Consider the following 22,913-nt stretch of genomic DNA (forward strand, 5'->3'; position numbering starts at 1 on the left):
AATCCCAGCCGACACCATACGAACGAACGTGAACACAGGCGCGTTCTCCCTTGTCGTGGTCTCCAACCGTTTGCCGGTTGACCACGTGGTCAACGACGACGGCACAGACGGGTGGTCGACGTCACCCGGTGGCCTCGTGACCGCGCTCGAACCATTGATGCGCGCCTCTGACGGCGCATGGGTGGGTTGGCCAGGGGTGGCCGATCGTGAGTTCGAACCCTTCGAGAACGACGGTATTTCTATCGTCCCCGTTGTCCTCACGAGCGAAGAGCTTGAGGAGTACTACGAAGGCTTCTCCAACGACACGCTGTGGCCGCTCTACCACGACGTCATCTCACCGCCGGCGTACCACCGCGAATGGTGGGACTCGTACGTCAAGGTCAACCGCCGATTCGCCGAAGCCGCCGCCGCAGTCGCGGCGACAGGCGCGACCGTATGGGTGCACGACTACCAGTTGCAGCTGGTGCCACGCATGCTGCGCAACCTCCGCCCCGACCTGGTAATCGGCTTCTTCAACCACATTCCATTCCCGCCATACGGCATCTACTCGCAGCTGCCCTGGCGCAAGCAGATTCTCGACGGCCTGCTCGGCGCCGATCTCATCGGCTTCCAGCGCATCGCCGACGCCGGGAACTTCACCCGCGCCGTCCGGCGACTGTTCGGCTACTCAACGCGTGGCGCCGCCATTGACGTCACGGACCCCGACGGACGCCCGCGTCGCGTCATTGCCAAGCAATTCCCCATCTCCATTGATGCGGACAGCTTCGAAGAATTGGCCAGGCGCCCCGAGATCCAGGCGAGGGCGCAGCAGATCAGGGAAGATCTCGGTAACCCGAAGACGATCATGCTGGGCGTCGACCGCCTCGACTACACGAAGGGGATCGGCCACCGGATCAAGGCATACGGCGAGCTGCTTCGAGAGGGCCGACTGAGCGTCGAAGATGTCACGCTGGTTCAGGTCGCCAGCCCGTCGCGTGAGCGTGTTGGCGCATACATGGCGCTCAGGGACGAAATCGAGCTCGCCGTCGGGCGACTGAATGGTGACTACTCCACCATCAGCAACTCCGCGATCAGCTACTACCACCGCGGGTACCCACGTGAAGAGATGGTCGCCCTGTACCTGGCTGCTGACGTCATGCTGGTGACGGCTCTGCGGGACGGCATGAACCTGGTTGCCAAGGAATATGTGGCCGTGCGGTTCGACGGTGACGGCGTTCTGGTGCTGAGCGAATTCGCGGGTGCCTCTGATGAGCTGAAGCAGGCCGTCCTCATCAACCCGCACGACATCGAAGGCGTGAAGAGCGCTATTTTGCAGGCCGTGCAGATGCCGAAACGTGAGCGGACCAGACGGATGCGCGCACTGCGTAAGCGTGTGTTCGACAACGACGTATCCACGTGGTCGAAGTCGTTCCTGGAGACGCTGACCGGCGGCGCCGCCGTACAGGGCGGTGTGCCAGAGAACCTGGTGGCAGCCCTGCGCGAGCTGTCTGCCAGTGAGACCCTGCTCGTCGCACTGGACTTCGACGGGACGCTCGCTCCTCACGTCGATGAACCGGACGACGCACGGGCCATTGATGGTGCCAGGGAAGCGGTGGAGAGGCTGCTGGAACTTCCCGGCGTTCGCGTCGCACTGGTATCCGGCCGGGCTCTCGAAAGCCTGCGCCATGTTGCCGAACCCTCGCAGGGAGTGCTGCTCGCCGGATCACACGGCATCGAAGTGCAATTCGATACCCCTCACGCCGAAATCACCCTGATCGACTCAGAGCTCGAACAGCTCGACACGCTGGCCAGGGTGCTCGAACGCATCAGTGGCCCGGTAGCGGGCACGTGGATCGAGAAGAAGCCGGCTGGGCTTGCCCTTCACACCAGGCTTGCCGCTCCGCAGGACGGCCCTGCCGTGCAACGCGAAGCCAGGGAACAGGTTGAGGAGCTTCTGCCCGGAATGACAATTCGAGAGGGCAAGAATGTGCTGGAGTTCTCGGTGCGCTCCAGCACCAAGGGCGATGCCCTTGAGCAGCTTCGCGACTACACAGGAGCAACGGCCGTGTTCTATGCGGGCGATGACGTGACCGATGAAGACGCCTTCGCGGTTCTCGGCGACGACGACCTCGGGCTGAAGATCGGGCCAGGAGCCAGCGGGGCCGAATACCGGGTGCGTGGCCCTGAGGAAGTCGCGCAGGTACTTGCCCTGCTCGCCGACTACCGTGCGTCATCAGCGGGCAGCGACGAGCCATCCTCGTCGTAGCTCCGGGAGTCGTGACACCGGGCGTCGGAGCGGACGAGGGAACACTCGCGGAGGTTCTAGACTCATTTCATGCCTGAGAATGATCTGAAACCACGCAGCCGTGTCGTCACTGACGGTATCGAAGCCATGACCTCGCGCGGCATGCTTCGAGCTGTCGGGATGGGAGATGCCGACTGGGAGAAGCCCCAGATTGGTATTGCGAGCTCGTGGAATGAGATCACGCCGTGCAACCTGTCCCTCGATCGCCTGGCGCAGGCATCGAAGGAAGGCGTGCACTCCGGCGGCGGATACCCGCTGCAGTTCGGCACGATTTCCGTCTCAGACGGCATCTCCATGGGACACGAGGGAATGCACTTCTCGCTCGTCTCCCGCGAGGTCATCGCCGACTCTGTCGAGACAGTGATGATGGCAGAGCGCCTCGACGGTTCGGTGCTGCTTGCCGGTTGCGACAAGTCGCTGCCCGGCATGCTCATGGCTGCCGCCCGCCTCGACCTGGCATCCGTCTTCCTCTATGCAGGCTCGATCGCTCCGGGCTGGGTCAAGCTCTCTGACGGCACCGAAAAAGACATCACCATCATCGACTCCTTCGAAGCCGTCGGCGCGGTCAAGGCCGGCCGTATGAGCGCAGAGGATGCCAAGCGCATCGAGTGTGCGTTTGCTCCTGGCGAGGGCGCCTGTGGCGGTATGTACACCGCCAACACCATGGCCAGCGTGGCTGAGGCGCTCGGCATGAGCCTGCCGGGTTCCGCATCGCCGGCATCCGCTGACCGCCGTCGTGACTACTACGCGCACCGCTCAGGCGAGGCTGTCGTCAACATGCTGCGTCTCGGCATCACTGCCCGCGACATCCTCACCAAGAAGGCGTTCGAGAACGCCATCGCCGTTGCCATGGCCTTCGGTGGTTCGACCAACGTCGTACTGCACCTGCTGGCCATCGCCAACGAAGCAGAAGTCGAGCTCACTCTTGACGACTTCAACCGCATCGGTGACAAGGTTCCGCACATCGGTGACCTCAAGCCATTCGGCAAGTTCGTCATGAACGACGTCGACCGTCACGGCGGCGTGCCCGTCGTGATGAAGGCGCTGCTCGAGGCCGGCCTGCTGCACGGAGACGCACTCACCGTGACGGGCAAGACCGTCGCAGAGAACCTCGCAGAGATCGACCCGCCGGCACTCGACGGCACCGTGCTGCGCACGCTCGACAACCCGATCCACCCGAGCGGCGGCATCACGATCCTCAAGGGTTCATTCGCCCCGGAGGGCGCCGTGGTCAAGACGGCCGGCTTTGACGCCACCGTCTTCGAAGGCCCTGCCCGCGTGTTCGAGCGCGAACGCGGCGCCATGGATGCCCTGACAGAAGGCCGCATCAACAAGGGCGACGTCGTCGTCATCACCTACGAAGGCCCGAAGGGCGGCCCAGGCATGCGTGAGATGCTCGCCATCACGGCAGCCATCAAGGGCGCAGGCCTCGGCGCCGATGTACTATTGTTGACTGACGGTCGATTCTCAGGCGGCACAACCGGACTGTGCATCGGCCACATAGCACCCGAAGCGGTGGACGCAGGTCCCATCGCCTTCGTGCGCGATGGTGATCTGATACGGGTCGATATCGCAGCTCGCACGCTTGACCTACTGGTCGACCCTGCCGAGCTGGCCGCCCGCCGTGAAGGCTGGGCTCCGCTTCCTCCGCGCTATACCCGTGGCGTTCTTGCAAAGTATTCCAAGCTCGTGCATTCTGCTGCCGTAGGCGCAATCACAGGCTAACTTTGCCCCCACCATCCGCATTCAATGTAGGGATCTGATCACTCATGACCACGGAATCATCCGCCGTGCCAACGCCCTCTGCTCCGATATCGACTGAACCTCCGCTGCTCACCGGTTCTGGCGCCATCATTCGCACGCTCGAACTGCTCGGCGTCACCGATGTCTTCGGACTGCCAGGTGGCGCTGTCATCCCGCTCTATGACGAACTCATGCAGCAGGATGCCGTCCGACACATCCTGGTTCGCCACGAACAGGGTGCAGGCCACGCTGCAGAAGGCTACGCATCCGCTTCAAACAGGGTCGGCGTCGCCATCGCGACGTCAGGGCCAGGTGCCACGAACCTCGTGACGGCGATTGCCGACGCATACATGGACTCCGTTCCGCTGCTCGCCATCACAGGGCAGGTGTTCTCGACCCTGATGGGAACGGATGCCTTCCAGGAGGCCGACATCGTCGGCATCACGATGCCGATCACGAAGCACTCGTTCCTGGTGCGGAAGCCAGAGGACATTCCGGCTGCCATCGCATCCGCTTTCCACATCGCAAACACCGGGCGCCCAGGCCCCGTTCTCGTTGACATCACCAAGGATGCCCAGCAGAACACGGCACCATTCATCTGGCCGCCGAAGATTGACCTGCCTGGCTACCGGCCGATAACCAAAGCACACGGCAAGCAGGTGCAGGCCGCGGCCCAGCTGCTCGTCGACGCGAAGAAGCCGGTGTTCTACGTCGGTGGCGGTGTCATTCGTGCCCGTGCATCTGCCGAACTGCTTGCACTGGCCGAACTGACCGGGGCACCCGTCGTCACGACGCTCATGGCGCGAGGCGCGTTCCCCGACTCGCACGAGCAGCACCTCGGTATGCCGGGCATGCACGGCACCGTTCCCGCGGTGCTCGCGCTGCAGGAGAGCGACCTCATCATCGCCCTCGGCGCCCGTTTCGACGACCGCGTCACTGGCAAGGCAGCCGAGTTCGCACCGAACGCGACAATCGTGCACGTCGACGTCGACCCCGCTGAGATCTCCAAGATCCGCATGGCGGACGTGCCGATCGTTGGCGACGCCAAGGACGTCATGGCCGACCTGTCGCTCGCATTCGCCGAGGCGCTGAAGACGTCGGGGGAGCCGGACACCGCTGAGTGGTGGACGTACCTGAACGGCCTGCGTGAAGAATTCCCGCTCGGTTACCCTGAGCCGGCCGACGGCCTCCTGGCACCGCAGTACGTCATCAAGCGGATCGGTGAGCTCACCGGACCAGAGGGCATCTACGCCGCCGGCGTCGGCCAGCACCAGATGTGGGCAGCCCAGTTCATCAAGTACGAGCGTCCGAACTCCTGGCTCAACTCCGGTGGAGCCGGAACCATGGGTTACTCGGTTCCCGCCGCAATGGGCGCCAAGGTCGCAGAACCTGACCGCGTTGTCTGGTCGATTGACGGCGACGGATGCTTCCAGATGACCAACCAGGAGCTGGCAACCTGCACAATCAACAACATTCCGATCAAGGTTGCGATCATCAACAACTCGTCGCTCGGGATGGTGCGCCAGTGGCAGACCATGTTCTACGACGGACGCCACTCGTTCACCGACCTCAACACCGGTCACGAAACGCGTATGGTGCCCGACTTCGTGAAGATGGCTGACGCATACGGTGCCCTCGGCATCCGTGTGACAAGCGCTGACCAGGTCGACGACGCTATCAAGCTCGCGCTGGCAACGAATGACCGCCCCGTCGTCATTGACTTCGTGGTCAGCCGTGACGCCATGGTGTGGCCGATGGTGCCGCAGGGTGTCAGCAACAGCTTCATCCAGTATGCGAAAGACAATTCACCGACCTGGGACGAGGAGTAAACATGAGCACACACGTTCTGAGCCTCCTCGTTGAGGACAAGCCAGGCCTGCTGACACGCGTCGCCGGCCTGTTTGCCCGCCGTGGCTTCAACATTGAAAGCCTCGCGGTCGGCCACAGTGAGATCGACGGACTGTCGCGCATCACGATCGTCGTCGATGTCGAGGACCAGCCGCTCGAGCAGGTGACCAAGCAGCTGAACAAGCTGATCAACGTCATCAAGATCGTTGAACTGGATCCCACCCAGTCCGTGCTGCGCGAGCACCTCCTGATCAAGGTTCGCGTCGACAACACCACGCGGTCTGCGGTGCTTGAGGCAGTGAACCTGTTCCGTGCGCGGGTCGTCGATGTGGCAACGGATGCCCTCGTCATCGAGGTCACCGGCGACTCTGGCAAGACCCAGGCCCTGCTGCGCGTGCTGGAACCGTACGGGATCAAGGAGCTTGCACAGTCTGGCCTCCTGGCGATCGGCCGTGGCTCGAAGTCGATCACCGAACGCGTTTTCAAGAACTAACGACTATTCCAGGGACCTCAGGGTCTCGACACGCTCGACCAACGATAAACAAGGAGATTCACCCGTGTCTGAGATTTACTACGACAAAGACGCCGACCTGTCGATCATCCAGGGCAAGAAGGTTGCCGTCATCGGTTACGGCTCACAGGGCCACGCCCACGCACAGAACCTTCGCGACTCCGGTGTTGAGGTCGTTGTCGGCCTGAAGGAAGGCTCCAAGTCACGCGCCAAGGCTGAGGAAGCCGGCTTCACCGTGCTGAGCGCAGCCGAGGCATCCGCTTGGGCAGACGTCATCGTCGTTCTGGCACCAGACCAGGTGCAGCGTCACCTGTACGCAGACGACATCGAGCCCAACCTGTCTGAGGGCAAGGCTCTCGTCTTCGGACACGGCTTCAACATCCGCTTCGGCTACATCACGCCGCCCGAAGGCGTCGACGTTGTCATGGTTGCTCCCAAGGGACCGGGTCACACCGTTCGCCGCGAGTACGAAGCAGGCCGTGGCGTTCCCGTCATCGTCGCTGTCGAGAAGGACGCGACCGGCAACGCCTGGCCGCTCACCCTCAGCTACGCCAAGGCAATCGGTGGCCTCCGCGCCGGCGGCATCAAGACCACGTTCACCGAAGAGACCGAGACCGACCTGTTCGGCGAGCAGGCTGTGCTCTGCGGTGGCGCTTCGCAGCTCATCCAGTACGGCTTCGAGGTTCTCACCGAGGCTGGCTACCAGCCGCAGGTTGCCTACTTCGAGGTGCTGCACGAGCTCAAGCTCATCGTTGACCTGATGTGGGAGGGTGGCATCGCCAAGCAGCGTTGGAGCGTCTCCGACACCGCTGAGTATGGCGACTACGTCTCCGGCCCGCGCGTCATCGACCCGAGCGTCAAGGAGAACATGAAGGCTGTTCTCGCTGACATCCAGAACGGTGCATTCGCCGAGCGTTTCATCAACGACCAGGATGCCGGAGCCCCAGAGTTCCTCGCACTCCGCAAGAAGGGTGAAGAGCACCCGATCGAGGCCACCGGCCGCGAACTGCGCAAGCTCTTCGCCTGGAACGCATCGAACGACGACGACTACGTTGACGGCGAAGTAGCACGCTAGTCAGACCGAGTCTGAAGTAGTTACAAGCGGGGCCCGTCGTATTGGCGGGCCCCGCTTCTGTGTCAGGCTGGATTAATGATCCAGACGCCTCGTGCCGACTCGCCTGGTGCCGACTCGCCTGGTGCCGACTCGCCTCGTGCCGACTCGCGCCGACGATGGGCAACGGCCGCCATGATCGGCGTGCTCGTGTACATCGTGGTTGACGTTGTGCTGCAGGCGCTGCCCCCGCACTACAGCCCGATCAGCGACGCAGAGAGCAATCTCGCCGTCGGCCCGTACGGCTGGATCATGAACCTCAACTTCCTCGGGCGGATGCTGACCACCGTGTGTGTGGTTGGCGCCATCGTGCAGGTGCGCCCGGCATCCGCTTTGCGTGCCGTGGGCGTTGCCTTGTTGCTGCTTGGTGGCGTCTGCTCCGGCGTGCTCGCGTTCTTCCCAACGGATGTCGGGATGCCTGGCGAGGTCGGCGTTGTCGCGACCACCGTTCCCGGTGTCGTGCACCTCGCCGTGGCTGTGACCGGCTTTGTTGCTGCGCTTATTGGTTGCCTAGTGCTCACCGTGTGGATGCGCAGCAGTTCCGAACTGCGGGCAGGTTTCAGGACGGCACTTGCGTTCACAATTGTGGCTGGAGCGGGTTTACTCGCGCTGGGCGTCGCAGCCCTGCTTGCCCCGCAGCTCATTGGGCTGGCTGAGCGCATCTGCCTGCTTGGCATCCTGGGGTGGGTGTTCGGGGTTGCCGTGCACATCAGGCAGGCGGCTGTAGTCCGGTCAGCCCCCGCAGGTCAAGCCAGGTCCGCCCTTCGGCCTGCACAACGGTGAACAACACGCTGTCGCAGGTGCAACAGCGCACGATCAGGCCAGGAGCATCCGGGTAGACCAGTGCGCGGGCGAGCGTCGTGACGTCACCGCAGCCGCTGCAGCGCCCGGTGGCCAGCGTCATGTCCCGTCCGAATAGCTCGGTTAGGGGACCGGCCAGCACGTTGCCGTCTAGGTGGGAACCGCCGGTACTCGCCATCAGGCACCTCCGAATCGCTCTGTCTTCACCGCAATGGGGTCGTGGCCGAGCGCCACCAGTGTGTCGGCGACGCTCTCGACGAAACCTGTTGGCCCGCACACATAAACGGCGGGTGAGCTCGTTGGCGCAAACGTCTCTGCCTCGAGAGTCCCGGCCGTCACTCGGCCAACGGGAGCGGTCCAGCCCGCTGGGGCCCGACGGGTGAACACATAGGTCACGTCGAGGAAAGACGACTCCGCGTGCTCGGCAAGTTCATCGGCGAAGAAGACGTCGTCTGGTGTGCGCACCGAGTACAGCAGCCGAAAGGGTGTTTCATCCTTCGTTTCTGCGTGGGCGCGGATCATGGCCATCAGCGGAACGATTCCACTGCCGCCACAGATGAGTTGCACCGGCGTGGACACTGCACCTGGCGCGGGTTCCGTCGGTTTCCAGACGAACCAGCCGCCGAGCGGACCACGGAGTTCGAGCTGGTCGCCGGCGCGCAGCTCCTCGACCAGGTACGGCGAGACTTCGCCGCCTGGAACCTCGTCAACGGCCAGCTGCACCGTCGCAGCCTTGCCCCAGGAGGCGAGAGAGTACGACCGGACGGCCGTGTAGCCGTCTTCTGCCGTGAGCCGTACGTCGACGTGCTGTCCGGCGATGTTGCCTGTCCAGCCGGGAACATCCAGGGTAATGCTGCGCGAGGTGGGGGTCTCGGTGTGGGAACCGACGACGGTGCCGACCGTCCAGACACCCGTGTCGACTACCAATAGCGTTGCTCGCGCCAGGGGTCGCCGTACAGGTGATATCCGTTCTGCTCCCAGAATCCAGGGTCATCGTTCTCCATCATGACCAGCCCGCTGATCCACTTCGCGCTCTTCCAGAAATAGAGATGCGGGATCAGGAGACGGGCAGGCCCACCGTGCTCGGCTGCCAGGGGCGCCCCATCGAATTCGTAGGCGATCCAGGCCTGGCCGTTCCGCAGGTCGGCGAGGGGAACGTTGGTGGTGTATCCGCCGTACGAGTGCGCCATGACGTACTCGTAGTTCGTGTCGACCCCGTCCAGAAGCGTGTCGAGGGACACCCCGCGCCACGACGTGCCGAGTTTCGACCATCTGGTCACGCAGTGGATGTCGGTGGAGACATCCGCTGTGGGCAAGCCCTGCAGCTGTGCCCAATCCCACCGGTGCATCGCTCCCGACTCCGTGCGGATACTGAACGCCCAGTCTGCGGTATCGATGCGGGGCGTCGGGCCGGCCGAAAGCACCGGAAAGTCCTCGGTGAGGTACTGGCCAGGCGGCAGGCTCGGATCGGCACTGCGACCACGCCCTGAAAAGGCGCGCGAGATGATTCCCATGGATGCTCCCCGGTTCGGCAACACACTCCTGCACGGACTCTACTGATCTGTGGGCCGGATGTCTGCACCTGCGCCCGCTTTGTGTCCGGGTCTACGCGAGAGTGTTCGGTGCGGCTAACGGCCCCGCGCAACCATTCCGGCCAGGAAGATGTCAACGCCCGCGAGGAATTGTCGGCGGTCGTCATGGTCGCGTAGCGGTGACGAAATGTCGAGCGAGAAAGCGGACTGGTCGTTGGATTGCTGTGCCCACTGTGTCGCGAGCGTAGCGAGATAGGCTTTTCGGTCCGCTTCGAGCGGTAGGCGGCGCGGACCCGCCGCGTACTGTGCCGCAGCGCCGAGAACATAGTTGACGAGAGCGTAACCGGCATCCGATTGCGCTGGTCCTGCGATGCCGAGAGCGCTGAGTTGCCGCCCGATGGCTATCCAGATGCGAAACACCGCGGGTTGTCCAGGGTCGCGGGAGAGCTGTGTGCCCACCCAGGGATGAGAATCGATTGCGTCGAATATGCCGAGGGCAACGTCGCGCACCGCATCGCGCGGATCTGAGCCGTCACCTGTCACGGCGATCGCCCCGGCGATCACATCGTTCGCGGCCGCAGCGAGCAGATCGTCCTTGTTGGCGACGTGGTGATAAATCGCGCCAACGCCGGTTGAGAGGCGGGTCGTGATTGCGCGGAACAGCTGGGCGCCCTCGCCCTCAGTGTCGAGGATCTCGATGGCCGCCGCGACGATCCGTTCTTTCGAGAGCGCATCGGTGCGCCTGTCTGACCGCTTCCTGTCCGTCGTCATAAGCATCATCTTGACACAGTTGGAATCTAGTTCCAAGATTGGCGTTGGAATCAGATTCCAAACAATGAAAGGAACACAGATGACGACTCCCGTCTTCATAATCGGCGCCGGCCTCGGCGGCCTCACCCTCGCGCGCGTGCTCAGCCTTCACGGCATTCCCGTCACCGTCTACGACGCGGACGCGTCACCGGATGCGCGCACCCAGGGCGGACAACTCGACCTCCACGAGCACAACGGTCAGCTCGCCCTCGAAATCGCGGGCCTCACGCGGGAGTTCCGTTCGATCATCCACGAGGGCGGCGCGGAGCAGCGAGTGCTCGACCGGCACGGGAACGTGCTCGCCGGGCTCCCAGACGACGGTTCATTGGATAGCCCAGAGGCGCTCCGCGGCGACACCCGGCGGATCCTCCTGGACTCCCTTCCGGCCGGCACCGTGCAGTGGGGGAAAAAGTTCCTCGGCGCTTCACCACTCGGTGATGGTCGGCACGAACTGGTGTTCGCGGACGGCTGGGTGACCACCGCCGACATCCTTGTCGGTGCCGACGGAGCGTGGTCGAAAGTTCGCGGGCTTCTCTCAGACGCCAAGCCGGAGTACGCGGGCATGAGCTACATCGAGACGTATCTGTACGACGTCGACGAGCGTCACACCGCGACGGCCGAGGCCGTGGGAGCCGGCGCGATGTATGCCCTCATCCCAGGCAAGGGATTCCTCGCGCACCGCGAAGCGGGAAGCACCATCCACACATATGTCGTTCTGGACCGCCCCGTCGCTTGGTTCGACGCCATCGACTTCACCGACACCACTGCAGCGAAAGCTGTAATCGCAACTGAATTCGGCGGTTGGGCGCCTGCACTCACCGACACGATCACCGCTGCGGACTCAGCACCGGTACTCCGCAGCATTTACCGATTGCCCGACCGCCACCAGTGGCCTCGCGTGCCCGGCGTGACGCTCCTGGGGGACGCGGCGCACGTCACGCTGCCAGGCGGCGAAGGGGCCAATGTCGCCATGCTCGATGGTGCAGAGCTCGGTCTGGCTATCGCCGCCAACCCTGGCGACGTCGAGGCTGCCTTCACGGCCTACGAAGAAGTGATGTTCGAGCGCAGCGAAGCAGAGGCAATCGCCGCACGGGAGACTATGCACATGATCTTCGGCGACAGCGCACCTCACGGGCTCGTCGGTCTTTTCAGTGGCAACTGAGTGGCAACTGAGTGGCGGCGATCGAGGTAGCGTAGCGAGTTACCGCCGTTACCCAGAGCGGATGCCGCACCGAACCTGGTGCTGCACTGAACCCAATGCTGTACAGAACCAACGCTGTACTGAGGAGTGCCATGCAGTCTCATACGCCCGCCCGTGACGCCGACACCGCTGTGACCGACTACGGCACGACAGCCGCCGTTGAGATCGCTGTGCAGGATGTCGACGGGCTTCGCATCGCCCTGGCCGGCGGTGCCGACCGGGTCGAGCTCTGCAGCGCACTGGGCGTCGGCGGACTGACTCCATCGTTCGGCACGATGGAGTCAGCTGTCGAGGCAGCGGATGCCATGGGGCGTCCGGGATTCGTGCATGTGCTGGTGCGCCCGCGTGCCGGGGGATTTGTCTACTCGGCTAGCGAGATCGACACGACGGTGCGCGACATTCGCGCCGCGAAGCGTGTCGGTGCCGGCGGCATCGTGATTGGCGCCCTGACCCCTGACAACCGTGTCGACGTCGCTGCGACCCGCGAGTTCGTCGCGGCCGCAGACGGCCTGAGCGTGACATTTCACCGTGCCATCGATGCAGGGGGAGACCCACTGGCAGCGCTCGACACCCTGGTCGAGCTGGGCGTCACGCGCGTGCTGAGTTCCGGCGGCGCGGTGCACAGCCTCGATGGCGTTGACGTGCTCACGACCATGGTGGCGCGCGCAGCCGGCCGCCTCCAGGTGATGGCGGGAGGCGGCGTGAGCATTGCGAGCATCCCGACGCTCGTCGCTGCCGGCGTCGACGCCGTTCACCTGTCGGCGCGGCACATGCTGAACGCTGCGGGGCCCAGTGGGCCGGGCGGGGGAGCGGCCGAGTACGACGCCACAGATTCCGCACTGGTTCTGGCTGCCGTTGCTGCCGCGCGCAGTACTGTGGAGGGATGAGTTCCAAGCGAGACGACGATGCCCTGAGCTGGGCCGGTGACGACGACGCGACGCTCGTCGTTGGAGACACCGGGCGCACGTCGCACATCGCAGGGGCAGACGCAGAGGCAGACGCAGACATCGACGTCGACGCAGACGCACCCGCTGGCACCAACGCGGGCGAATTGCCGGAGGGCTGGACCGCTGTCGGAACACAGGGCAGCCCCGCTCCGGCGGCTGAAGCCGAGGCGGACGCGACGGCCACCCCGGGCGCCGCTCTTGGCGCGCAGTCATCCGTTGCCCTGATCGGCATGGGAATCTTCGCCGGCATCTACCTGCTCTACATCGTGGGCTGGTACATCGGGGCGAACCGCATCGGCAACCCCATCACCGAGCCGCTCGGCGAGTTCATGTTCTCGTTCGGCGCCTGGCTCGCCATCGCATCACCCCTGGTCTGGTTCGCCTCTGTCTACTGGCTGACGTCAACTCGACCGAGGCTTCGCCTCCTCTGGCTTGTCATCGGTGTCATCGTGCTTGCGCCGTTCCCGTTCATCTTCGGAGTAGGAGTGAACGCATGAGCAACGCGTCAGCTGCACCAAAGGTCGCCCCTGTGACCGCCGCGCACCCTGCCCCCCTGTGGCTCTCCGTCACCATTGCGGTGGCATTCGGACTGTTCTACGCGTACGACGCGTGGGAGGGCGTTGGCAACCTGATCGGCGTGAACACAGCCGCGCAATCCCTCGACACGTCGCTGTCGGCGTTCGGCTGGACCATCCTGATCATCGGCGTCGTCATGCCCGTTGTCGTATTTGCGCTCGCATTCTGGATGGGCCGCACCCGCACTGCCCTCGTGCAAGCCATCATGCTGTTCGTGGGGCTGTGCCTGGTCGCAGCGCTGTCGCTCGACATCCTTGTGATGTTCGGTTTCAGCCGCCTGATCGTCTAGCCGCGGGGAGCGACCCACGCCGCCCCGCGGCGTCACAGTTCTGATGCTCATCTGCGCAGCCGGTAGAGTTGCAGCTATCTGGCGCCCCACTGGTGTGGCGCAAGCTCCTGTCTGTTCGCAATCGAAGGAACCACTTTAGTGTCGAAGCCAGTTGTACTGATCGCCGAAGAACTTTCACCCGCCACCGTCGATGCGCTCGGTCCTGACTTTGAAGTCCGGACTGTAGACGGAACAGATCGAGCCGCCCTGCTCTCTGAATTGGCCACAGCGGATGCCATCCTGGTGCGATCCGCAACCAAGGTTGACGCCGAAGCCATCGCCGCTGCCCCGCAGCTGAAGGTCATCGCCCGCGCGGGCGTCGGACTCGACAACGTCGACATCAAGGCTGCAACGGCCGCCGGAGTCATGGTTGTCAACGCACCGACCTCCAACATCATCTCGGCCGCAGAATTGACTGTCGGCCACATCCTCAGCCTGGCCCGCCACATCCCGGCCGCTCACGGCGCCCTCGCCGAAGGCCAGTGGAAGCGCTCCAAGTACACCGGTGTCGAGCTGTACGAAAAGACGATCGGCATCATCGGCCTCGGCCGCATCGGTGCGCTCATCACCGCTCGCATGCAGGCATTCGGCACCAACGTGATCGCGTACGATCCCTACATCACGTCGGCACGCGCCCAGCAGCTCGGCGTCACCCCTGTCAGCCTCGAAGAACTGCTTGAGCGTTCAGACTTCATCACCATCCACATGCCGAAGACGCCGGAAACCACCGGAATGATCGGCGCAGAGCAGTTCAAGCTCATGAAGCCGACCGCGTTCATCGTCAACGTGGCTCGCGGTGGCCTGATCAATGAGGATGCACTGTACGACGCCCTCACCGCAGGAACCATCGCCGGTGCCGGACTCGACGTGTTCGTGAACGAGCCGCCCGTCGGTTCGCCGCTGCTCGGCCTGCCGAACATCATCACGACGCCGCACCTCGGCGCATCGACCGACGAGGCGCAGGAGAAGGCCGGCGTTTCCGTCGCCAAGTCGGTGCGTCTCGCCCTGTCAGGCGAGCTCGTTCCGGATGCCGTCAACGTTGCGGGTGGCGTCATCGACCCGTACGTGCGCCCCGGCATCCCGCTGCTCGAGAAGCTCGGCCAGGTGTTCTCCGGCCTCGCAGGCCACAGCCCGCTGACCAGCGTCGACATCGAGGTGCGCGGCGAACTCGTCGAATACGACGTGAGCGTACTGAAGCTGGCTGCACTCAAGGGCATCTTCACCAACGTCGTTAGCGAGACGGTCTCGTACGTGAACGCACCGCTGCTCGCCGAGCAGCGCGGCATCAACGTGCGCCTGATCACCGACGCGGAGTCGCCCGAGTACCGCAACGTGATCACGCTCCGTGGCGCGCTGGCTGACGGCTCGCAGGTGTCGGTCTCCGGCACGCTGATCGGCACCAAGCAGACCGAGAAGATCGTTGAGATCAACGGCTACGAGGTTGAGGTGCCGTTCGCCAAGCACCTCATCGTGATGCTGTACACCGACCGTCCAGGCATCGTCGCCGTGTACGGTCGCGAGTTCGGCGACGCGGAGATCAACATCGCCGGCATGCAGATCGCACGCCACGAAGCCGGCGGAACGGCGCTCAGCGTGCTGACGGTCGACTCTCCGGTGCCCGCAGGGCTGCTGGCATCCGTTCGTGAGGCCATCCAGGCCAGCGTCATGGTCGAAATCGACCTGACCGAGTAACACGGGCATTCCTTGAGTCACCGGCATGGGGCTTCGCGTGGAGTGATGATTCGTCGCAGTACAGTTGACGTACAGTTCAATCACAGACACACGGAGCCCCATGTCGCGTCAAATCAAGCTCGCTGTCATTCCCGGAGACGGGATCGGTCCAGAGGTAATCGCTGAAGCCATCAAGGTTTTGGACGCTGCCATCAGTGCGGAAGACGTCGTCATTGACCTGACGCATTTCTCGCTCGGGGCCACTCGATTCCTCGAGACAGGCGACGTGCTGACGGATGCCGACCTCACGGCGATTTCGGAACACGACGCGATCCTGCTCGGTGCCGTCGGCGGCGTACCCGGCGACCCGCGCCTCGCGAACGCCAACATCGAGCGCGGACTGCTGCTCAAGCTCCGGTTCTCACTGGATCACTATGTGAACCTGCGCCCGAGCATCCTGTTCCCCGGCGTTGCCAGCCCACTTGCTGTTCCCGGCCACGTTGACTTCATTGTGGTGCGCGAGGGCACGGAAGGACCATACGTCGGCAACGGCGGAGCGATCCGCCTGGGCACGCCGCATGAGGTCGCCAACGAGGTGTCGGTGAACACCGCCTTCGGCGTCGAGCGTGTCGTGCGCAACGCCTTTGAGATCGCCGCTGCGCGCCCGCGCAAGAAGCTCACCCTCGTGCACAAGACCAACGTGCTGGTGTTCGCCGGTGGCCTGTGGCAGCGCACGGTGGATGCTGTAGCGGCCGAATTCCCCGATGTTGCGGTTGACTACCTGCACGTTGATGCCGCAACCATCTTTCTCGTCACACAACCGAGTAGATTTGATGTCATCGTCACGGATAACCTCTTTGGCGACATCCTCACCGATCTGGCCGCCGCAATCAGCGGTGGCATCGGTCTCGCGGCCTCCGGAAACATCAACCCGAGTGGTCGCTTCCCCAGCATGTTTGAGCCGGTTCACGGGTCGGCACCAGACATCGCGGGCAAGCAGCTCGCCGATCCGACGGCAGCGATTCTGTCGGTCGCCCTCCTGCTCGACCACCTGGGACTCGGTGACGCCGCTGCACGCGTGAGCGCAGCCGTCACGTCCGACATTGCAGACCGCACGGCTCCCGGAGCCGGCGCAGTTCCGCGCGGCACTGCTGAGATCGGCGACGCGATCGCCCATCGGATTACAGCACTCGCCTGAAAACAAGAATTCGCCTGACACAGATAGGGACTCACATGAGCCAATCAGCCTCAACCACCACGTACCCGCTGAGCTTCGCCCTGACACCGTCGCCCGCCGTCCGCGCCGAAGCCGAGCGCGAGGCTATCCTCGCTGACCCCGGGTTCGGCAAGCACTTCACCGACCACATGGTCACCATCGACTGGACCCTTGAGCAGGGCTGGCACGATGCACGCGTCGGCGCTTACGGCCCGCTGCAGCTCGACCCGGCATCCGCTGTGCTGCACTACGCACAGGAGATCTTCGAGGGGCTGAAGGCCTACAAGCACGAGGACGGCTCGATCTGGACGTTCCGTCCTGAGAAGAATGCGGAGCGCCTGCAGCGTTCAGCGCGCCGCCTTGCCCTGCCGGAACTGGCCATCGCCGATTTCGTTGAAGCCGTGAAGCAGCTGGTGCAGGTGGACAGCCAGTGGGTGCCGAGCACGCCGGAGTCGAGCCTCTACATTCGTCCGTTCATGATCGCCAACGAAAACTTCCTCGGTGTGCGCGCCGCACAGGCCGCGAGCTTCTACGTGATCGCCAGCCCGGCAGGCGCCTACTTCGCCGACGGTGTTGCGCCGGTGAAGATCTGGCTGACGACCGAGTACTCCCGCGCCGGCCGCGGTGGCACGGGAGCCGCCAAGTGCGGCGGCAACTACGCCTCGTCGCTGCTGCCCCAGATGGAGGCCTACGAGAACGGCTGCGCCCAGGTATTGTTCCTCGACGCTGAAACGGGAACCAACGTCGACGAGCTCGGCGGCATGAACGTGTTCTTCGTGCACGGTGGCGACAACACCCTCGTCACCCCGCGCCTGACCGGCAGCATCCTCGAGGGCGTCACCCGCGACAGTATCCTGCAGCTGGCCCGCGACCGCGGTATGTCAGTGGAAGAGCGCGCCGTGAGCATCGACGAATGGCGTGACGGCGTGGCATCCGGTGCCATCACTGAGGTATTCGCCTGTGGAACGGCCGCCGTGATCACGCCCATCGCGCAGTTGAAGAACGCCAATCTCTCCATTGGTGATCCCGACGCACCGGCTGGCGAGATCACCATGGCGCTGCGCCAGGAGCTGACCGACATCCAGTACGGTCGCCTGCCTGACCGTCACGGCTGGCTCACGCGCCTCGACGCGTAGGTGCGACGCCGGGTTCGACGCCCAGATTCGATGCAGTCGCACCCGGCTTCGCAGATTTGCAGTACCCGTATTCGTATTTTTGTAGTGAAAGCAGGACTTCATGAAGATCGCACGCTTCAGCCATAACGACGTGATTGCCTTCGGGATCATCGATGATGACGCGCTGGTGGCGTTGAAGGGCGACCCGATGTTCGCCGGCTTCGAGCCGACAGGGCAGCGGATCCCGCTGGACGACGTGAAGTTGCTTGCTCCGGTGATTCCCCGCTCCAAGGTGGTGGCCGTCGGTAAGAACTACCGCGACCACGCGGCCGAGATGGGCGGGGACGCGCCGGCAGAGCCGCTGCTGTTCCTGAAGCCAAACACCTCGGTGATCGGCCCTGACGACACCATCGTGCTGCCGCCGCAGAGCTTGCAGGTGGAGCACGAGGGCGAACTGGCCGTTGTGATCGGCAAGATCACGAAGAATGTCAGCGTCGAGAGTGCGCTGGACTCCGTGCTCGGCTACACCGTGGCCAACGACGTGACCGCTCGCGACCTGCAGAAGGCCGACGGCCAGTGGGCGCGGGCCAAGGGCTTTGACACGTTCTGCCCACTCGGCCCTGTCGTTGAAACGGATGTCGACTTCGGCACTGCGACCATCGAGACCAGGGTGAACGGCGAGGTTCGCCAGTCGGGCAAGCTGAGCGACATGGTGCACTCGGTCGCAGAGATCGTGGCCTACGCGTCGAGTGTGTGGACGTTGCTTCCCGGCGATGTCATCCTGACGGGCACGCCGGCTGGCGTCGGCCCGCTGGTGGATGGCGATGTCGTCGAGGTCGAGGTTTCCGGCGTCGGTACACTGCTGAACTCGGTCGTCCGCCACTAGCGATGCGCTGCTAGCAGTGCGCTGCTAGCAGTGCGCTGCTAGTCGGCGGCGGTAGGTGCGGGGGAGCCCGCGTCGGTCGCGTCGGTGCGCGCTGGATTGCGGATGCCGACGAACGAGACGAGGCCGCCGATCACGAGGAATGCGGCGCACGCCCACGCCGCCCGGTGGTAGCCGGGCAGGTCGAGGGCTGAACCCACGATGATGCCGGTGCAGGCGACGGCGATGAGTCCGGCGATCCGGGCGACGGCGTTGTTGATGGCCGACCCGATACCCGCCCTGGCCGGGTCGACCGCGCCAAGGATCGCAGAGGTGAGCGGGGCAACGGTGATCGCCATCCCGAGGCCGAGCACGATCACGCCTGGGAGAATCTGCGTCCAGAAGATCACCTCGCCGGTCACGCTGAGCGTCAGCAGGAATCCAATCGCGCAGACGATCGGGCCCACTGTCATGAACGGCCGCGGACCGTACTTCCCCGACAACCCGCCGAAGTACGACGCGAATGCGATGAGCAGGATGAACGACGGCAACGAGACGGCCCCAGCGATCAGCGCGGTGTAGCCGCCCACCTGCTGCACGAACACGGTCAGCGCGAACGGGCCGAACGTGAACGCCGCGTAAATAAAGAATGTGGCGAGGTTGCCCATCCCGAAATTGCGAATCCGGAACAATCCGAGCGGCATCATGGGCTCTGGCGCACGATGCTCCCACCAGATGAACAGGCCAAAGCAGACCACACCGAGAATCAGCGGCAGGTAGACCACCGGGCTTGACCAGCCGAATCGTTCTTGCTCGATCAGGGCGAAGACCGGACCGCCAAGGCCCAGCACCCCGAGCGTCGCACCCACGTAATCGACGCGAGCATGAGTTGCTCCGAGCTGGTCCCGCCCAAGCCTTCTCATCAAAAACAGCGCCACCGCGATCGGAATGACGTTGACCGCGAAGATGAGTCGCCACGACCACAGGTCGACGAGAAACCCGCCCAATAGTGGCCCAATGATGAAAGCGGATGTCGTCCACGCCGTCCACGTGCCGATGGCCTTTCCCTGGTCATCCGACGTGAACGTCGCAATGATGATGGCCAGCGAGCTCGGCACGAGGAGGGCAGCTGTTCCGCCCTGCAGGATGCGCGAGATCACGAGGAACAGGTCAGTCGGGGCCAGCGCGCACAGCAGTGACGTGATGCCGAACCCGATGAGGCCGATACGCATCACGCGTAGCCGCCCATATGAATCGGACAGTGACCCGGCGATCAGGATGAATGTGCCGAGGGTGATGAGATAGCCGTCGACGACCCACTGTTGCACGATCAGCCCGCCGCCGAGATCACGCGAAATGGCGGGGAGTGCGACATTGATGACGGCGCTATCGAGGAAGGCGACGAACGTCACGATGATGGCGATGAGGAGAACCCGGCTTTGCCTGGTCATGGTTCAAGGGTATTCCTGAATGCGGCATCCGGAATGGTCGGTGGGGCCGATGCTGGCGGTTCAGCCCGCTCACCGTCGGCACTCAACTAGAATTGATCCTGATGTCTGAGAACACTGCACACCCCTTCTCCACCGCAACCGGCACTGACGTGCGAGTGCGGTTCTGCCCGTCGCCGACCGGAACGCCGCACGTCGGCCTGATCCGTACCGCCCTGTTCAACTGGGCGTACGCCAGGCACACCGGCGGCAAGATGATCTTCCGGATCGAAGACACGGATGCCGCGCGCGACAGCGAGGAAAGCTTCGGCCAGATCCTCGAAGCGCTGCGCTGGCTGAAGCTCGATTGGGACGAAGGCGTTGACGCCGGCGGACCCCACGGGCCGTACCGCCAGTCTGAGCGCTACGACATCTACCGCGATGTCATCGCGAAGCTCGTGGAGTCCGGCCACATCTACGAGAGCTTCGCCACCGGCGAAGAGATCGAGGCGCGCAACGTCTCCCTCGGCCGCGACCCGAAGATGGGCTACGACAACTTCGAGCGCGACCTCACCGAGGAGCAGAAGGCTGCATACCGTGCAGAGGGCCGCTCGCCGGCACTGCGCCTGCGCGTGCCAGACGAAGACCTCTCATTCGACGACCTGGTTCGTGGCGAGATCACCTTCCCGGCCGGCTCGTTCAGCGACTTCGTCGTTGTGCGCCCCAACGGACATCCGCTGTACCCGTTCGTGAACCCCGTCGATGACGCGCTGATGGGCATCACCCACGTGCTGCGCGGCGAAGACCTGCTGTCGTCGACCCCGCGTCAGATTGCGCTGTACCACGCGCTCATCGACATTGGGCTGACGACGTTCGTGCCGCGCTTCGGCCACCTGCCCTACGTCATGGGTGATGGCAACAAGAAGCTCTCCAAGCGCGACCCTGAGTCGAACCTGTTCCACCACCGCGATCGTGGCTTCATCCCTGAGGGCCTCGTCAACTACCTGGCGCTGCTCGGTTGGTCACTCACGCACGACCGCGACGTGTTCTCCATCGACGAGATGATCGCCGCGTTCGACGTCGTCAACGTGAACCCGAACCCGGCACGCTTCGACCTGAAGAAGGCCGAGTCGATCAACGGCGACCACATCCGCTTGCTTGACACGGCCGACTTCGCGGAGCGCACCATTCCGTATCTCGCGGCTGCCGGCATCCTGAGCGAGCCGCTTTCTGACGAGCAGCGCGCCATCCTGACGGCGGCAGCCCCGCTCGTGCAGGAGCGCATCGCGTTGCTCGGCGAGGCGCCGGCCATGCTCGGCTTCCTCTTCACGACGAGCGATGCGCTGGTTCACGAAGCGGATGCCCTCAAGTCGCTCCCGGCGAATGCTGCAGACATCCTGGCCGCGTCTACCGCAGCGCTCGAGAACATTCCGGAATCGGAATGGACCCACGAGCGTGTGCACACGACGCTGACTGAAACGCTGATTGAGCGCCTTGAGCTGAAGCCGCGCGTTGCATTCGGTCCGTTGCGCGTTGCGATCTCTGGCCGTCGGGTGTCGCCGCCGCTGTTCGAATCCATGGAGATCCTCGGAAAGCCTGAGTCGCTCGCTCGTTTGGCGAAGCTCGGGGCAACGCTGCCGGCATGACCGAGCAGTACGACGTTGTCATCATCGGTGCGGGCCCTGCGGGGCTCGCAGCCGGGCTGAGTCTTGTTCGCGCCCGCCGACGGACGTTGCTGGTCGACAGCAATCGTCCGCGCAATGCGGCGACGCTGGCCTCGCACGGCTTCGTGTCGCGCGACGGTGTGCCGCCGCTTGAGCTGCGTCGTATTGGCCGGGAAGAGTTCGAGGGCTACGCGGAGGCATCGTTCCACACCGGGATGGTGCGTTCAGTCACACCGATCGAGGGTACGAGTGACGTGAGTCTCGACAACCCGTCGCCCCGCTTCACCGTCGTGACGAAGGGGCTGCGCGGCGCACAGAACCTGGATGTCACGGCCAGAGTCGTTCTCGTCGCAACAGGTCTGTCTGAGACGCTGCCTGCCCTGCCGAGCATTCGTGCCTGGTACGGCACCAACCTGCACAGCTGCATCGAGTGCGATGGCTACGAGAAGACCGGGCAGGCGCTTGCGCTCATCGGTGAAACCGACGATCTCGCCGAGCGCGCGCTGCTCATCTCGCAGTGGACCGACGACCTCATCGTTTTCACGAACGGTGTCGGAACCGTGACGGATGCCGAGGAGCGCGGCCTGGCTGCGCGAGGCATCCGTGTAGAACGTCGACCCATTCGCGACGTCGTGGGGGAGCGCGGCGCCATGACCGGCATCGAGCTGGAAGACGGCGAGCTGGTCACACGCGACGGGGGATTCGTGCGCCCGTTCTGGCACCCGCAGGTCGACTTCATAGCAGCGCCGGGTCTTGAACGCGACGCTGACGGATTGGTCGTCGTGGACGCCGACGGCAGGACGGCCGTCACTGGGCTGTACGCGGCCGGTGACCTCACCCCGCCAGGGCCGGAACAGCTGATGGTTGCGGCCGGTTTCGGAGCGCATGCGGCGTCTGCGATCAACCGCGATCTGATCGGCGCGCTCTAGTTATCGACGTGCGCCTGCGCGGCGCAGTCACATGTCGAAATAGGAATGAAGGCATCCATTTCAGGTCCTGTTCGGCAGTCAACGCGGAGCGCAAATGATAAATATGACTCAATTTGTCTCGGCCGCACAGGTAGGTTAGAGTTACTAACCGGCCCGCTCTTCGGGGTAGGCCAGTGGGGTATGGTGTAATTGGCAACACGGCTGATTCTGGTTCAGTTGTTCTTGGTTCGAGTCCAGGTACCCCAGCATTACAACCCTTGAGTTTCTCCGGAAATTCAGGGGTTTTTGTGTTTCTAGGCGAAATCTGGTTCGGCGGCGGGAGCAGTCTCCAACTGGT

The 22,913-nt window shown here is 64.0% G+C and carries 21 protein-coding genes and 1 tRNA gene; 17 read left to right on the forward strand and 5 right to left on the reverse strand.

From position 1 onward, the window contains the following. The first annotated feature begins 28 nt into the window (after nucleotides 1–28). The 6 genes from AC25Y4_RS01915 to AC25Y4_RS01940 all read left to right on the forward strand — a co-directional run bounded on the left by AC25Y4_RS01915 (nucleotide 29) and on the right by AC25Y4_RS01940 (nucleotide 8,280). On the forward strand, nucleotides 29–2,245 hold the full coding sequence (locus AC25Y4_RS01915) for a bifunctional alpha,alpha-trehalose-phosphate synthase (UDP-forming)/trehalose-phosphatase (RefSeq protein WP_488118676.1): 2,217 nt from the start codon (nucleotides 29–31) through the stop codon (nucleotides 2,243–2,245). Between the two features lie 69 nt (nucleotides 2,246–2,314). Then, nucleotides 2,315–4,009 carry a dihydroxy-acid dehydratase gene (gene ilvD / locus AC25Y4_RS01920; RefSeq protein ID WP_488118677.1) on the forward strand — a complete coding sequence of 565 codons (1,695 nt, stop codon included), beginning with the start codon at nucleotides 2,315–2,317 and terminating at the stop codon, nucleotides 4,007–4,009. Between the two features lie 44 nt (nucleotides 4,010–4,053). After that, entirely contained in the window at nucleotides 4,054–5,856 is a 1,803-nt protein-coding gene (locus AC25Y4_RS01925) for an acetolactate synthase large subunit (protein WP_488118678.1), read from the forward strand. 2 nt (nucleotides 5,857–5,858) lie between these two features. Further along, nucleotides 5,859–6,368, forward strand: a complete 510-nt coding sequence (gene ilvN / locus AC25Y4_RS01930; protein WP_488118679.1) for an acetolactate synthase small subunit — start codon at nucleotides 5,859–5,861, stop codon at nucleotides 6,366–6,368. Between the two features lie 64 nt (nucleotides 6,369–6,432). After that, nucleotides 6,433–7,461: a ketol-acid reductoisomerase gene (gene ilvC, locus AC25Y4_RS01935; protein WP_488118680.1), complete on the forward strand. Its 1,029-nt coding sequence runs from the start codon at nucleotides 6,433–6,435 to the stop codon at nucleotides 7,459–7,461. 75 nt (nucleotides 7,462–7,536) lie between these two features. Then, nucleotides 7,537–8,280 (forward strand): DUF998 domain-containing protein, encoded by a 744-nt coding sequence (locus AC25Y4_RS01940; RefSeq protein WP_488118681.1) that lies wholly within the window; start codon nucleotides 7,537–7,539, stop codon nucleotides 8,278–8,280. Here the strand turns inward: AC25Y4_RS01940 and AC25Y4_RS01945 are convergent. The 4 genes from AC25Y4_RS01945 to AC25Y4_RS01960 all read right to left on the reverse strand — a co-directional run bounded on the left by AC25Y4_RS01945 (nucleotide 8,207) and on the right by AC25Y4_RS01960 (nucleotide 10,601). Then, nucleotides 8,207–8,476: a DUF6510 family protein gene (locus tag AC25Y4_RS01945; RefSeq protein WP_488118682.1), complete on the reverse strand. Its 270-nt coding sequence runs from the start codon at nucleotides 8,474–8,476 to the stop codon at nucleotides 8,207–8,209. The genes AC25Y4_RS01940 and AC25Y4_RS01945 overlap by 74 nt on opposite strands. Next, on the reverse strand, nucleotides 8,476–9,225 hold the full coding sequence (locus AC25Y4_RS01950) for a ferredoxin reductase (protein WP_488118683.1): 750 nt from the start codon (nucleotides 9,223–9,225) through the stop codon (nucleotides 8,476–8,478). Before AC25Y4_RS01950 ends, AC25Y4_RS01945 begins: the two co-directional genes overlap by 1 nt. Next, nucleotides 9,219–9,812, reverse strand: a complete 594-nt coding sequence (locus AC25Y4_RS01955; protein WP_488118684.1) for a sulfite oxidase-like oxidoreductase — start codon at nucleotides 9,810–9,812, stop codon at nucleotides 9,219–9,221. The genes AC25Y4_RS01950 and AC25Y4_RS01955 overlap by 7 nt, the downstream gene beginning before the upstream one ends. Before the next feature lie 114 nt (nucleotides 9,813–9,926). Then, a complete protein-coding gene (locus tag AC25Y4_RS01960; protein WP_488118685.1) occupies nucleotides 9,927–10,601 on the reverse strand; it encodes a TetR/AcrR family transcriptional regulator in 675 nt (224 codons plus the stop codon). Nucleotides 10,602–10,680: 79 nt separating this feature from the next. Between AC25Y4_RS01960 and AC25Y4_RS01965 the strand changes: the two genes are divergently transcribed. The 8 genes from AC25Y4_RS01965 to AC25Y4_RS02000 all read left to right on the forward strand — a co-directional run bounded on the left by AC25Y4_RS01965 (nucleotide 10,681) and on the right by AC25Y4_RS02000 (nucleotide 18,580). Beyond that, nucleotides 10,681–11,802, forward strand: a complete 1,122-nt coding sequence (locus AC25Y4_RS01965) for an FAD-dependent oxidoreductase (protein ID WP_488118686.1) — start codon at nucleotides 10,681–10,683, stop codon at nucleotides 11,800–11,802. 131 nt (nucleotides 11,803–11,933) lie between these two features. Next, on the forward strand, nucleotides 11,934–12,728 hold the full coding sequence (locus AC25Y4_RS01970; RefSeq protein ID WP_488118687.1) for a copper homeostasis protein CutC: 795 nt from the start codon (nucleotides 11,934–11,936) through the stop codon (nucleotides 12,726–12,728). Next, nucleotides 12,725–13,285 carry a hypothetical protein gene (locus AC25Y4_RS01975; RefSeq protein WP_488118688.1) on the forward strand — a complete coding sequence of 187 codons (561 nt, stop codon included), beginning with the start codon at nucleotides 12,725–12,727 and terminating at the stop codon, nucleotides 13,283–13,285. The genes AC25Y4_RS01970 and AC25Y4_RS01975 overlap by 4 nt, the downstream gene beginning before the upstream one ends. Then, nucleotides 13,282–13,653: a bacitracin resistance protein gene (locus tag AC25Y4_RS01980; RefSeq protein WP_488118689.1), complete on the forward strand. Its 372-nt coding sequence runs from the start codon at nucleotides 13,282–13,284 to the stop codon at nucleotides 13,651–13,653. Before AC25Y4_RS01975 ends, AC25Y4_RS01980 begins: the two co-directional genes overlap by 4 nt. 138 nt (nucleotides 13,654–13,791) lie before the next feature. After that, nucleotides 13,792–15,384 (forward strand): phosphoglycerate dehydrogenase, encoded by a 1,593-nt coding sequence (serA, locus tag AC25Y4_RS01985; RefSeq protein ID WP_488118690.1) that lies wholly within the window; start codon nucleotides 13,792–13,794, stop codon nucleotides 15,382–15,384. A 100-nt stretch (nucleotides 15,385–15,484) separates the two neighbouring features. Continuing rightward, nucleotides 15,485–16,561, forward strand: coding sequence for a 3-isopropylmalate dehydrogenase (locus tag AC25Y4_RS01990; protein WP_488118691.1), 1,077 nt, complete (start codon nucleotides 15,485–15,487; stop codon nucleotides 16,559–16,561). 35 nt (nucleotides 16,562–16,596) lie between these two features. Further along, on the forward strand, nucleotides 16,597–17,715 hold the full coding sequence (locus tag AC25Y4_RS01995) for a branched-chain amino acid aminotransferase (protein WP_488118692.1): 1,119 nt from the start codon (nucleotides 16,597–16,599) through the stop codon (nucleotides 17,713–17,715). 100 nt (nucleotides 17,716–17,815) lie between these two features. Next, on the forward strand, nucleotides 17,816–18,580 hold the full coding sequence (locus tag AC25Y4_RS02000; protein ID WP_488118693.1) for a fumarylacetoacetate hydrolase family protein: 765 nt from the start codon (nucleotides 17,816–17,818) through the stop codon (nucleotides 18,578–18,580). A gap of 38 nt (nucleotides 18,581–18,618) precedes the next feature. On the opposite strand, the gene AC25Y4_RS02005 is transcribed toward AC25Y4_RS02000, so the two are convergent. Further along, a complete protein-coding gene (locus tag AC25Y4_RS02005; protein WP_488118694.1) occupies nucleotides 18,619–20,007 on the reverse strand; it encodes an MFS transporter in 1,389 nt (462 codons plus the stop codon). 101 nt (nucleotides 20,008–20,108) lie between these two features. Here AC25Y4_RS02005 and gltX point away from each other — a divergent pair, with 101 nt between their 5' ends. The 3 genes from gltX to AC25Y4_RS02020 all read left to right on the forward strand — a co-directional run bounded on the left by gltX (nucleotide 20,109) and on the right by AC25Y4_RS02020 (nucleotide 22,822). Next, nucleotides 20,109–21,629 (forward strand): glutamate--tRNA ligase, encoded by a 1,521-nt coding sequence (gene gltX / locus AC25Y4_RS02010; protein ID WP_488118695.1) that lies wholly within the window; start codon nucleotides 20,109–20,111, stop codon nucleotides 21,627–21,629. After that, nucleotides 21,626–22,576, forward strand: a complete 951-nt coding sequence (locus AC25Y4_RS02015) for an NAD(P)/FAD-dependent oxidoreductase (protein ID WP_488118696.1) — start codon at nucleotides 21,626–21,628, stop codon at nucleotides 22,574–22,576. The genes gltX and AC25Y4_RS02015 overlap by 4 nt, the downstream gene beginning before the upstream one ends. 174 nt (nucleotides 22,577–22,750) lie before the next feature. Beyond that, nucleotides 22,751–22,822, forward strand: a tRNA-Gln gene (locus AC25Y4_RS02020). Nucleotides 22,823–22,913: the final 91 nt, after the last annotated feature.

The sequence above is a fragment of the Leifsonia sp. Y878 genome, from assembly GCF_057669685.1.